This window comes from Kitasatospora sp. NPDC002551 (assembly GCF_040296005.1).
Classification (GTDB): domain Bacteria; phylum Actinomycetota; class Actinomycetes; order Streptomycetales; family Streptomycetaceae; genus Kitasatospora.
Genome location: NZ_JBEOWI010000041.1, coordinates 14,934 through 26,599 on the forward strand (window position 1 = coordinate 14,934; position 11,666 = coordinate 26,599).

Sequence of the window (11,666 nt, forward strand, 5' to 3'; positions counted from 1 at the left end):
CTCCACGGGCGGGCCATCAACAAGATCAGCAGACCATACCCGGGGGTGGGTCCACTGCGGAGCCCCACGGCCGCCTCCTGTCTGCGGCGCCGCCACCGCGACCACGGTGATCCGGGCTCTGCCTCTCGCGTCCGGAGCCCCGACGGGAAGACGCCCGCCGCGCCCTGCGGACCCTCCCCCGAACCATCAGGGACCCGTCGGCCGAGGCGTCCAAGCGCCCTGTGGCCGGCGGTGTCGACACCGATGACGGCCGCGGACCTCCGGCCCGCCGAGGGCGGGGTGATCGGGCGTCGGCGACTCGGCGACGGGAGAGGGCCGCGTCGACCACCCGGGCTTCGCGGATCACCGTCGAGCGGCCGTCCGGCAGGTGGGTGGGGACGGTCAGCCGGCGGGCCCGGCTGTCGTCGGCGAAGGAGCCGGGCCGGGCCCCGTGCTGGTAGTCGCGGCGGGCGAACTGCGCATCGTCCAGGACCACCCACACGTCCGCGGCGGCCGCCTTGGCCATGGTGGACAGGCGCATGAAGAGGTTGGGCCGGTGGATCGCGCCCAGGCAACCGTGTTGGCGGGTGAGGAGGCGACTGCAAGGTCGGGTGATGCCGAGTACGGCGTGGTCAACCCCATCGCCTTCGAGGCGGCAGGCTCGCAGGCTCCTCCGGGCCGTCATCCAGGCGAAGGGCCGGCGAGTTCGAGGGAGGCTGGGATCCACTCCGCTCGCGCACAGAACCCTCCGCCGCAGCCCGCCCCGGGGGCGCGGCGGCGCCCCCGGGGACACGCTGATGCGGATCAACGGCCGGCGCAGCCTCCCCGCGCGCCCGCGGGGGTCGACCGAGGGTGCCTGTTGGCGTACATCCGAAGCTCAGCCGGGTACGGGTGGGCGCGCGCAGTTCGTGAGGTGCCACAGGCAGGCCGTTCCCAGGGCTGTGCGGCCTGGCAGGGCTGCCCCGCTGTTGGCTCGGGAGCCCTCGGGCGTGTCGGTGGTGGCTGCGATCCTTTGCACCATGGACGACGAGACCTTCTGGGCGCTCATGGACGAGCTGAGCTGTCGCCCCGGTAGCCGGGACGAACGGTTGGAGTGGCTGCGCGGGGAGTTGCGGCGCGGGCCGGCCGCGGGGGCGGTGGAGTTCCAGGCACGGCTGGAGGCCGCGTGCGCGGTGGTCGCCACCGGGGCACTGTGGCGGGCGGTGCGCCGGATCGAGGGTGGCTTGTGCTCTGACGACGGCTTCGACTACTTCGCGCTCTGGCTGGTGGCCCAGGGGCAGAGGACGTACCGGGCGGTGCTCGCCGACCCGGACGCCCTCGCCGACGTCGCCGAGGTACTCGCCCTGGCGGGACGGCACCTGCGGGAGTGGCACGACGACGAATGGCCGGAATGGGAGGAGCTCGGCTACGTCGCCCAGGAGGTGTTCGGCGAGCTGACGGGCCAGGACGACGACTGCTCGGAGGCGTTCCACGAGGCCCTGGACGCCGTCGAGGAAGCATGGCCGAAGCCCGACGACACCGCAGAGGCCACGGTGAGGGCCGGGACACCCCGGCTCGACGCCCTCTTCCCCGGAGAAGCCCGCTCCTGACCGGTGACGCAACGCCGGAGCCCACGACCGTGGGCGGAGAACTCCCGCCGGAGCCGCCGACTACCGTGGACGCATGGTGAACCGAGTACACCCGGTACTGTCCGGGCTGGGCCGAAACCCGGCCGCCCCGCAGGACGTCCTGGTCCGCCTGGCCGCGCATCCGGACGCCCGGACGAGCGTGGCCTGGCGTCGCGGACGGCTGGCGGACCCGGTCGTCGAGGCCCTGCTGACCCACGGCGGTGCCGACATCGCGGTGGCGCTCCACGGGGACCGCCTCTCCCCGGCGATGCGCCGCAGGATCGCCGGGCATGCCGATCCCGAGATCCGCGACGCCTACCCGGACTTCATCCGGCAGATGGTGGACCGTGGGACGCCGATGAGCGTCGACAGCCTGGAGGAGGCCTACGGCCTGCCCCGAACGGACCTCGCCGGAGCGCCGAGTCCCGCTCTGCGTGCCGCCGTCGCGCGTTGCTGGCCCGATCGGCCGGCCGCGGTGCAGCGGAAGCTGCTCGCCGACCCCGACCCCACGGTCCGGGCCGCGGCGACCGAGCGACAACACCCCGGAGTCCCTCCGGAGTTCCGGGACCGCTGCCTCGCCGACCCGGACCCGGCCGTGCGGGCCAACGTCGCACGCCACGTACCGCTGACGCCCGACCAGTTCGACCGGCTCATACGCACCGGGGACGAGTTCGTCCTGCAGTCCGTCGCCGGAAACCCGCACCTGTCCGCCGAGATGGTGGCCCGGTTCCTGGATCTCGAAGACCCGAGTATTCGCGTCATGGTGGCCTACAGCCGCCACACCGACGCCGCGACCCGGGCAGGCCTGCTCGCACCGCTGGAAGCCGAGCGCGCGGCCGGAAGCACCGCCGCCATGCTGGCGCTCGGCTGGACCGGCGTCTCACCGGACTGGCTGAGGGCCGCGCCCCTCGACGAGCGGCTGACCTACCTGGACTGCCCGCACCCGGCGTTCCGGCGCGTCCTGGCCTCCTGCCCCGACCTGCCGGACGAGGCGTGGCAGCGGCTCGACGACGACCCGGACGTCCGGGTCCGCCGCATCGCGGCCCGCCGACCGGACGCCCCACCAGAGGTACTGGAACGACTGGTCCGCACGCACGGCGAGAACTTCCACCTCCGCCCGCTGCTCGTGGAGCACCCCAACTTCCCCCGCCGGGCGCTGCGGACCCTCGTCGACGAACCGGACCCGAGGGTACGTCGGGTCGCCCTGGAGGACCCGGACCTCCCCGTTCCTGCCCTCCACCGGCTCGCCACCTCCCCCGAGCCCTCCCTCCGCCGCGGCGCCGCCCGCCACCCCAACATCACCCACGCCCTGCTGACGCCCCTGCTCCAGGACCCGCTCCCCGAAGTCGCCGACGACGCCGCCGCCAACCCCGCCCTACCGCCGCCCGAGATGTACCGCATCCTCGCCGAGGCCGGCCTCTGACGGACTCCCGGCCCGCGCCCGCCGTTCCGGCCGGGCGAACTCACCGCTCTCCCAACGGTCCAGCGGAGGCAGGCCTGACGGCCGCCGCAGGGGACGAGGGCCTGCCGGCTGCTCCGGACGCGCTCAGAAGTGGTCGGGGCCCGACCAGCTGTACCAGGGGCCGCCGAGGTGGTCGTACGACTCGGGGTAGCGGGCCGGGCCCTGCGGGAAGTAGGCGTAGCCCTGGTTGGCGAAGAGGCCGGAGGTCGCGATGGGGAACTTGACGCCGCCGTCTGCCAGTTCGGCGTCCTTGATCCGGAAGCCGCCGATCCGGGCCGGGCCGGGGTCCACCGTGCCCGTGGCGAGGGCCCTTTCGGCGTAGGAGGTGAGCGCGGGCCGCGCGAGCGCGAACCGCACCTCGCGGGGAACGCCCTGGCTCACCAGCAGGGCGGTCGTGGCGATCAGCGGCGGGACGGCCGCCCACCGCCAGCGGCCGCGGCGCCGTCCCGCCGCTGCCTCCTGCGCCGGCTTGCGGGTGCCCGCCAGCTGCCGGACGAGCCACGCGAACGGGATGAGCCCGAGCGCCGCCGACCCCACCGCGAGAACCTCGTAGTCCCAACCGGGCACGCTGAAGCCGAACGCGACCGCCCCCGACGCCAGCAGGCAGCCCAACAGCGCGCCGGGGCCCGGCCGCTGGAACCCGTACACCCGGCGTCGCACGGCGGGCGACAGGGACAGGACCTCAAGGCCCATGACGAACGGAGGATGACGACTCGGCGGGGCCGGCTGAGGGTCGGTGGGGCTGGTCCCGTAGGGGTTGGGGGGCCGGGTAGGACCTGGGTCGGATCGTGAAGCCATCCCGCAGCAGGACGGGGCGCGGGCCGGGCGGATCGGAGACTGGAGGCGATCCGAGAGACCGAGTTCCGCATAGGGGGCGGCATGGTGCTGCGCGTTGGACGAACGACTTCCGTGTTGACGGCGGGTGCCGCTGTGCTGGCGGCGCTCACACCGGCGACCGCGTTCGCGGCGGAGGAGCCGCTCCAGGGGTACGGGCGGCAGCAGCTGCGGTGGGAGCGGTGTGCCGCGGACCAGCCGGCCTCGTTGGAGTGCACGACGGTGAAGGTGCCGCTGGACTACGCCGACCCGGGTGGTCGGACCATCGGGATCGCGGTCTCCCGGATCAAGGCGGGCAGTGCGGCGAAGCGGCACGGCGTGCTGCTGATGAACCCCGGCGGCCCGGGTGCTCCGGGGCTGACGATGCCCGCCGGAATGGAGCCCCTGCTGCCGGCCGAGGTGCGCGAGCGCTTCGACCTGGTCGGCTTCGACCCGCGCGGGGTCGGACGCAGTTCGCCCGTCAACTGCGGTCTGACGGCGGACGAGCAGGTCCTCCAGCACCCCTACTCGGCCGCGACGTTCGGGCAGGACGTGGCGCGGGCCGGGAGCGTGGCGGACAAGTGCTGGGCCAGGGCCGGGGACCTGCTGCCGCACATCACCACCCGGAACACGGCACGCGACCTGGACGCCGTCCGGGCCGCGCTGGGGCAACGGACGATCTCCTACCTGGGCCACTCGTACGGCACCTACCTGGGCGCGGTCTACACCCAGATGTTCCCCCGGCGCGCGGACCGCTTCGTGCTCGACAGCGCCCTCGACCCGGCCCTGGTCTGGCGCGGTGTGCTGCGCGGCGCGACCGAAGCCGCCGAACTCGCCTTCACCCGCTGGACGGAGTGGGCCGCCGCCCGCGACGCGGCCTACGGACTGGGCGCCACCCCGGAGGCCGTCCGCGCCGCGTTCTGGGACCTGATCAGCCACGCCGACCGCACGCCGATCCCGCTGGAGGGTCAGCTGTTCGACGGCGACGCCATCCGGGCGCAGTACCCGGCCTTCGTGGAGGTCGAGGCCGTCACGCCCTTCATCGTCGCACTGAAGGCGGCGGCGGGCACACCGGCCGGGCCGAGTGCCGACGTTCCCGCCGCGGCCGAGGCCCCGGACGTGGACAACGTGGTCTCCGCCGCCTGGGCCGTCCTGTGCGGTGACGTCCGGAGCTGGCCGCGCGACCCCGAGCAGTACCGCCGGGACGCGATCCGGGACCGAGCCGCCAGCCCCCTGGCAGGCGACCTGGGGGCCGGCATCCAGCCCTGCGCGTTCTGGAAGTCCGCTCCTCGCGAGGCGGTCACCGTCGTGAACAACGACGTCGACGCGCTGATCGTGCAGAACCAGTGGGACCCGCAGACGCCCCTGGCGATGGCCAAGGGCATGCGGCGCGCCCTGCACGGCGCCCGCATGGTCACGGTGGCCGGCGGCGAGGGCCACGGTGTCCTGGTGACCGGCCGTCCGTCCTGCGCGGACGGCGACGTCACCCGCTACCTGACGACGGGACGCCTGCCCGCGAAGGACCGCACCTGCAGCTGACACCGCGCCGCCGGAGCCGATCTGCGCTCATCACCGGTCCGTCCCAGGCGTCGACCGTCGCCCTCCCCGCGCCCGCGGCTCTCGGCCGGAAGGTGCGGCCCGATCCGCAGGGATCAGCAGGGCACGCCCCGGGCGCCGGCGCCCCGTGGGGGCCGGCGCCCGGGGCCGGGGTCAGTAGACGAGGATGTCCCAGTGGTTGCCCTCGTTGCAGTACAGGTTGCCCGAGGCGGCCTTCCACTGCGGGTAGCCGTCGCCGCGGAGGCCGATGTAGGTGAAGCTGTTCTGGATGTAGCCGTCGATGCAGGAGTTGCGTGAGATGTCGACCTTGTAGCCGTTGTAGTGGCTGTAGGTGCCGGAGGCGTGGCCCACCTCGGTGCCGCCGGTGATGTTGATGGCACAGCCGCTGGCCTGCTTGAGGGTGATGATCGCGCTCACCGTGCCCGAGTTGATCTGCTCGAACGAGGTGCAGGTGGAGTTGGACCTGGTGGTGCAGCCCCCACTGGAGCTCCACGTGATGCCGGCGCCGCTGAACTGACCGGCGGCCGTCGACTGCGACAGCTTGGTTCCGCTGGCGCCGGCCGTGGGCGCCGAGACGGCGAGGCCGGCCATGGCCAGGGCGACGAGGGTGACTGCGGTGCGTGGCTTCATCTGCATCTCCCGGTGAGAACGGTGTTCCTCCGACTCGACCCCTGCTCCTTCGCCACGCCTCGGCGGGAGGGCGGGAAGTCCGGTGCCGGGCCGACGGGACCGGCCCGGACGAAGGGGTCGTACGCAGTGCTGTGACGCGGCAGTGCTCCGGCGCGAGGGACGCGGGCTTCGAGCGCCGGCATCGCACCAGGATGGCCCACGGTCGCCCGTGCGAGTAGACCCGCGACCGTGAATTCTCGCGTGCCGGGGCGGCCTCCCCCGGGCCGAAACGCTCCACGGGGCGCACCGCACGATCACCCCGGGGCGGCGGGGCTGTCGTGGGCCTCTGCGAGACTCGCCGCCATGCGGGCCGATACAGAACTGCTGCGGGACCTGATCGCCGTGACTCCGGGGATCGTCACCTGGCCGGGCCGTGGCCGGCCGGAGTCGGCGATCCGGGCGGCGGAGGCCGTCGTCGGCCCGCTGGACCACTCGTACCGGTGGTGGCTGGGCAAGTACGGGGAGGGCTCGTTGCGCGGGCGGCCGGTCGCCACGGTGGAGCCCGTGCCGGGTCTCGGCGAGCCCGGGCTCGTCGAGGAGTGGTCCGGCGGGGACCGGCTCTGGTTCTACGAGGACGACGACCACGAGCGGTACGGCTTCGCCCTCGACCGGGCGGCCGGCGGGGAGTGGCCCGTCGTCGTGCGCGGCCCCTTCACCGGCGAGGAGCAGCCGGTCGCCGATTCCTTCGGCGGGTTCCTCACGGTGTGGACGGCGCTGGCCGCCGGGCTGCGCGAGGGGCCGAACCCGGCCGTCGCCCGGCTGTGGCGCACCACGCCCGGGGTCCGGCTGCCGGACGGCGGCGGGCTGCACGGGCCGCACACCTTCCGCGCCCGCAACGACGCCTGGGAGGTGCGGACGCACGCGCCCCACTGGGTCCTGGTCGGCGAGGACGGTGGTGGAGCGGGCCTGTTCATGCGCCGGCACGGCCGGGACCGCTCCTCGCTGTACCGGCTCGCGCCCGGCCTCCTCCGGGGCGATGTCGCGGACCACGGGGAGCTGCTGGACGCGGACCTGTTCGACTGGCTCGACCGGCTCCTCCCCTGAATACTTCATGGGGAGAAATATTCAGGCTCTCGACCGTGTTTGCCCCGGCGCGTGCGGGAACGGCCCGCACGGTTGAGGACAGGAGCGGCCCCGTGCGCGTCGAGATCTGGAGCGACATCAACTGCCCGTGGTGCTACATCGGCAAGGCGCGGTTCGAGCGGGCCCTGGCGGGCTTCGCCCACCGGGGTGAGGTCGAGGTGGTCCACCGGTCGTTCGAGCTCGACCCCCGGTCGCCGCACCAGGCGCGGCCGGTGGTGCCGCTGATCGCCGCCAAGTACGGCATCGGGCTGGAGCAGACGGAGGCGGCGGAGCAGCGGATCGCCGACAACGCGCGGGCGGAGGGGCTGGCGTACGTCCGCGCGGGGCGGGACGCCGCGAACTCCTTCGACATGCACCGGATGCTGCACTTCGCCGCCGAGCACGGGCGGCAGGCCGCCCTGCTGGACCTGCTCTACCGGGCCAACTTCGCCGAGGAGGCCTCCGCGTTCGCGCCGGGGCGGCTGGTGGAGCTGGCCGTCGAGGCCGGGCTGGACGGGGAGCGGGCGGCGCGGGTGCTCGCCGACCGGGAGGCGTACGCCGAGGCGGTGCGCGAGGACGAGGCGACGGCGAGCGCCATGGGCGCCACGGGCGTGCCGTTCTTCGTGTTCGACCGCCGGCTCGGGGTCTCGGGCGCCCAGCCGGCCGAGACCTTCACGGCCGCGCTGGAGCAGGCCTGGGAGAGCCGCACGGTCCTGACCCTGGTCGGTGGAGACGGGGCCGGCGAGAACGGCGGAGAGGCCGGGAACGGCGGGGAGGCGTGCGGCCCGGAGGGGTGCGCGGTGCCGCGGCGCTGAGCGCGGCCGGATGCGGGATGCTGGCCCCATGACAACCGCGGTGGTGGTGGGCGGCGGGCCCAACGGGCTGGCCGCCGCCGTCCGGCTGGCGCAGGCCGGGGTGCGGGTGACCGTGCTGGAGGCCGCCGGGGAGGTGGGCGGCGGGGCGCGCAGCGGCGAGGCGATCGTGCCCGGGCTGCTGCACGACCACTGCTCGGCCGTCCACCCGATGACGATCGGCTCGCCCTTCCTGCGCCGCCTCGGGCTGGAGCGCTTCGGGCTGGAGTTCCGGCTCCCCGAGGTGGACTGCGCCCATCCGCTGGACGACGGCACGGCCGGGGTGCTGTACCGGTCGGTGGCCGACACGGCCGCCGGGCTGGGCGGCGCCGACGGCCGGCGGTGGCGGCGGCTGTTCGAGCGGCCCGCCGCCGGGTACGACCGGCTGGCCGCCGACGTCATGGGCCCGCTGCTGCGCCTGCCCCGCCACCCGCTGCGGCTCGCCCGCTTCGGGCTGCCCGCACTGCTCCCGGCCTCCGCGCTGGCCGGGGCGTTCTCCGGCGAGCGGGCGCGGGCGCTGTTCGGCGGGGCGGCGGCGCACGCGTTCCAGCCGCTGCACCGGCCGCTCAGCGCGGCGATCGGGCTCGGGCTGCTCACCTCGGGCCACCGGTACGGCTGGGCGGTGGCGGCCGGCGGGTCGGGGGCGATCACCCGGGCGCTGGTCGCGCTGCTCACCGAGCTGGGCGGCACGGTCGAGACCGGGGTGCGGGTGCGCTCCGCCGCCGAGCTGCCGCCCACCGACCTCGTCCTGTACGACCTCGCGCCCGGCGCCGTCGCCGACCTCCTCGGCGACCGGCTGCCGCCCCGGGTCGCCCGCGCCTACCGCCGCTTCCGCCACGGACCCGGCGCGTTCAAGGTCGACTTCGCGGTGGAGGGCGGCGTCCCCTGGACGGCCGAGCCGGCCCGCCGCGCCGGCACCGTCCACCTCGGCGGCGGCTTCGCCGAGATCGCCGCCGCCGAGCGCGCCGTCACCGCCGGGCGGATGCCGCGGCGCCCGTTCGTCCTGGTCGGCCAGCAGTACCTCGCCGACCCGCGGCGCTCCGTCGGCGACGTCCACCCAGTGTGGAGCTACGCCCACGTGCCGCACGGCTACACCGGGGACGCCACCGAGGCGATCACCGCGCAGATCGAACGCTTCGCCCCCGGCTTCCGCGAGCGGATCATCGGCCGGGCCGTGCGCCGCCCCGCCGGCTTCGCGGCCGACAACCCCAACTTCGTCGGCGGCGACATCATGACCGGCGCCAAGGACCCGGCCCAGCTCCTCCTCGGCCCCCGTCCCGCCCCGCGCCCCTACGCCACCGGCGTGCCCGGCCACTACCTCTGCTCCGCCGCCACCCCGCCCGGCCCGGGCGTCCACGGCATGTGCGGGGCCAACGCCGCCGAGGCGGCCCTGGCCTCCCTGCGGGGCCGGACGCGGCGGTGACGGCACGGCCCCGGGCACCGCGACTGCCAGGGCCGCCAGGGCCGTTCGTATCCGATCGCGCGGCACAGGGATGACATCGGTACGTGTGGCGCATGCGTTCGGCCGCACGGGGGGACGGTGCCGGCCCACCCCCCTTCGCAAAGGCGGTTCCTCATGCGACGCATCAGTCTGCTGATCGCGACGACCCTCGGCGCGGCCGTCCTGGCCGCGGGCACCACGGCCTCGGCCGACACCTCCCGGCAGTCCGGCCCGGCGCCCGCCGCGGCCGTACCCCGGGCACAGCCCCAGACGAAGGGCTGCGTCAACGCCGCGGGGTTCCCCTTCGTCGTCACCAACAACACCGCGGGGCCGGTCGTGGTCTTCGACGAGCCCGACTGCACCGGAAGCGCGGTCGGCGTCGTGCCGCCCGGGCAGACGCAGGTCTTCGAGTTCGGCCGGAGCGCCTACTTCACCCAGTAGCACCGCCGGGGCCACCGCAGAGGGCGGCGGGAGCGCGGTCCGGGGCCACCCCGATGTTTGTATCGCTCTCTTGACTAGCGTCACCGAAGCGCGATACTTGCCTCACTCCCGCTCGCCCGATGAGGTGGCCCGCCCATGGAGCTCTCTCCCTCTGCGCACGTGGACACGTTCTGTCGCGACAACCTTCCGCCGCTCGACGAGTGGCCCGAATTCCTCTTCGAACTACCGGAGTTGGCCTATCCGGAACGGCTGAACTGCGCGCACGAGCTGCTCGACGCGACGATCGAGCGCCACGGACCCGACCGGCGCTGCCTGGTCACGCCCGACGGGCAGTGGACGTACGGCGAGCTGCGCGAGCGCGCGGACGGGGTGGCCCGGCTGCTGGCCGGGCGGCTCGGCGTGGCACCCGGCAACCGGGTGCTGTTACGCGGCCCCAACTCACCTTGGCTGGTGGCCTGTTGGCTCGGGGCGCTGAAGGCGGGCGCGGTCGCCGTGACCACCATGCCGCTGCTGCGCGCGGGCGAGCTGACCACGATGCACGCGATCGCCCGGCCCGTGGTGGCGCTCTGCGACGACCGCTTCCTGACGGACCTGGAGCACGCCGGGACGCCGGGGCTGACCGTGGTCCCCTACGGCGCCGCCGGACCCGAGGGCCTGACCGGCGGCGGCCCCTTCTCCGCCGTGCCGACCGCCGCCGACGACGTCGCGCTGATCGCCTTCACCTCCGGCACCACCGGCCGTCCCAAGGCCACCATGCACTTCCACCGGGACGTGCTCGCCAACGCCGACACCTTCTCGCGCCACCTGCTGCGCCCCACCCCCGACGACCTGTTCGGCGGTACGCCGCCGCTCGCCTTCACCTTCGGCCTCGGCGGCCTGGTGGTCTTCCCGCTGCGGGCCGGCGCCGCCACCCTGCTGCTGGAGCAGGCCACCCCCGAGCAGCTCGCCGAGCAGGTGCACCGGCACGGGGTCAGCGTGCTGTTCACCGCGCCGACGGCCTACCGGGCGATCCTCGCCGCCGGGCTGGCCGACCGGCTGGCGGGCGTGCGGCGGTGCGTGTCGGCGGGCGAGCACCTGCCGGCGAGCGTCTGGGAGGCGTTCCGGGCGGCCACCGGGCAGCGGCTGATCGACGGCATCGGGGCCACCGAGCTGCTGCACGTGTTCATCTCCGCCGCCGACGAGGACATCCGCCCCGGCGCGACCGGACGGCCCGTCCCCGGCTACCGGGCGGCGATACTGGACGAGCAGGGCCGGCCGGTGCCCGACGGGCGGCCCGGGCGGCTCGCCGTCAAGGGCCCGACCGGCTGCCGCTACCTGCACGACGACCGCCAGCGCGCGTACGTCCGGGGCGGCTGGAACCTCACCGGCGACACCTTCGTCCGCGACGCCGACGGCTACTTCTGGTACCAGGCGCGCGACGACGACATGATCGTCTCCTCCGGCTACAACATCGCCGGCCCCGAGGTCGAGCAGGTGCTCGCCGGCCACCCGGACGTCGCCGACTGCGCGGTGGTCGGGATGCCGGACGAGCGGCGCGGAACCGTCGTCAAGGCGTACGTGGTGCTGCGCGCGGGCGTGCGGGCGGGGCCGGGGACGGTCCGGGCCCTCCAGGAGCACGTCAAGCGCACGATCGCGCCGTACAAGTACCCGCGCGCGGTGGAGTTCGTCGAGGCGCTGCCGCGCACCGCGACCGGGAAGCTGGCGCGCGCCGAGCTGCGCCGGCGGGCGGCGGCCGCGCCCGCGGCGGCCCCGGCCAGTGTGACCACCGAGCGGCGGGTCGAGTG

10 protein-coding genes and 1 pseudogene are annotated in these 11,666 nt (G+C 74.9%); 8 read left to right on the forward strand and 3 right to left on the reverse strand.

What is annotated here, in order from left to right; genetic code table 11:
• Nucleotides 1-25 precede the first annotated feature (25 nt).
• The gene (locus tag ABT093_RS28630; protein ID WP_350569361.1) at nt 26-664 is read right to left on the reverse strand and encodes a WbqC family protein; all 639 of its coding nucleotides are present in this window, start codon (nt 662-664) and stop codon (nt 26-28) included.
• Nucleotides 665-998: 334 nt separating this feature from the next.
• Between ABT093_RS28630 and ABT093_RS28635 the strand changes: the two genes are divergently transcribed.
• Together ABT093_RS28635 and ABT093_RS28640 are read left to right on the forward strand one after the other, a co-directional pair.
• Complete coding sequence (locus tag ABT093_RS28635) at nt 999-1,568, forward strand: DUF4240 domain-containing protein (RefSeq protein ID WP_350569363.1); 570 nt, start codon at nt 999-1,001, stop codon at nt 1,566-1,568.
• 73 nt (nt 1,569-1,641) lie between these two features.
• A complete protein-coding gene (locus ABT093_RS28640; protein WP_350569364.1) occupies nt 1,642-3,009 on the forward strand; it encodes a hypothetical protein in 1,368 nt (455 codons plus the stop codon).
• A gap of 123 nt (nt 3,010-3,132) precedes the next feature.
• On the opposite strand, the gene ABT093_RS28645 is transcribed toward ABT093_RS28640, so the two are convergent.
• Nucleotides 3,133-3,741 carry a hypothetical protein gene (locus ABT093_RS28645; RefSeq protein WP_350569366.1) on the reverse strand — a complete coding sequence of 203 codons (609 nt, stop codon included), beginning with the start codon at nt 3,739-3,741 and terminating at the stop codon, nt 3,133-3,135.
• Nucleotides 3,742-3,957: 216 nt separating this feature from the next.
• Here ABT093_RS28645 and ABT093_RS28650 point away from each other — a divergent pair, with 216 nt between their 5' ends.
• Nucleotides 3,958-5,400, forward strand: coding sequence for an alpha/beta hydrolase (locus ABT093_RS28650; RefSeq protein ID WP_350569367.1), 1,443 nt, complete (start codon nt 3,958-3,960; stop codon nt 5,398-5,400).
• A 171-nt stretch (nt 5,401-5,571) separates the two neighbouring features.
• On the opposite strand, the gene ABT093_RS28655 is transcribed toward ABT093_RS28650, so the two are convergent.
• A complete protein-coding gene (locus tag ABT093_RS28655; RefSeq protein WP_502884339.1) occupies nt 5,572-6,054 on the reverse strand; it encodes a hypothetical protein in 483 nt (160 codons plus the stop codon).
• 336 nt (nt 6,055-6,390) lie between these two features.
• Here ABT093_RS28655 and ABT093_RS28660 point away from each other — a divergent pair, with 336 nt between their 5' ends.
• The 5 genes and pseudogenes from ABT093_RS28660 to ABT093_RS28680 form a co-directional block, all read left to right on the forward strand.
• Complete coding sequence (locus ABT093_RS28660) at nt 6,391-7,131, forward strand: SMI1/KNR4 family protein (protein ID WP_350569370.1); 741 nt, start codon at nt 6,391-6,393, stop codon at nt 7,129-7,131.
• Between the two features lie 92 nt (nt 7,132-7,223).
• Nucleotides 7,224-7,964, forward strand: a complete 741-nt coding sequence (locus tag ABT093_RS28665; RefSeq protein ID WP_350569371.1) for a DsbA family oxidoreductase — start codon at nt 7,224-7,226, stop codon at nt 7,962-7,964.
• A 28-nt stretch (nt 7,965-7,992) separates the two neighbouring features.
• Nucleotides 7,993-9,423 carry a phytoene desaturase family protein gene (locus ABT093_RS28670; protein WP_350569373.1) on the forward strand — a complete coding sequence of 477 codons (1,431 nt, stop codon included), beginning with the start codon at nt 7,993-7,995 and terminating at the stop codon, nt 9,421-9,423.
• Between the two features lie 153 nt (nt 9,424-9,576).
• Entirely contained in the window at nt 9,577-9,882 is a 306-nt protein-coding gene (locus ABT093_RS28675; protein WP_350569374.1) for a hypothetical protein, read from the forward strand.
• A 135-nt stretch (nt 9,883-10,017) separates the two neighbouring features.
• Nucleotides 10,018-11,628 (forward strand): annotated as a pseudogene (locus ABT093_RS28680) (AMP-binding protein); the annotation flags it as partial.
• Between the last annotated feature and the right edge of the window lie 38 nt (nt 11,629-11,666).

Coding starts and splice junctions, on each gene's coding strand:
- ABT093_RS28640 (WP_350569364.1), top strand. CDS start 1,642: ATGGTGAACCGAGTACACCCGGTACTGTCCGGGCTGGGCCGAAACCCG.
- ABT093_RS28645 (WP_350569366.1), bottom strand. CDS start 3,741: ATGGGCCTTGAGGTCCTGTCCCTGTCGCCCGCCGTGCGACGCCGGGTG.
- ABT093_RS28630 (WP_350569361.1), bottom strand. CDS start 664: ATGACGGCCCGGAGGAGCCTGCGAGCCTGCCGCCTCGAAGGCGATGGG.
- ABT093_RS28655 (WP_502884339.1), bottom strand. CDS start 6,054: ATGCAGATGAAGCCACGCACCGCAGTCACCCTCGTCGCCCTGGCCATG.
- ABT093_RS28675 (WP_350569374.1), top strand. CDS start 9,577: ATGCGACGCATCAGTCTGCTGATCGCGACGACCCTCGGCGCGGCCGTC.
- ABT093_RS28660 (WP_350569370.1), top strand. CDS start 6,391: ATGCGGGCCGATACAGAACTGCTGCGGGACCTGATCGCCGTGACTCCG.
- ABT093_RS28635 (WP_350569363.1), top strand. CDS start 999: ATGGACGACGAGACCTTCTGGGCGCTCATGGACGAGCTGAGCTGTCGC.
- ABT093_RS28670 (WP_350569373.1), top strand. CDS start 7,993: ATGACAACCGCGGTGGTGGTGGGCGGCGGGCCCAACGGGCTGGCCGCC.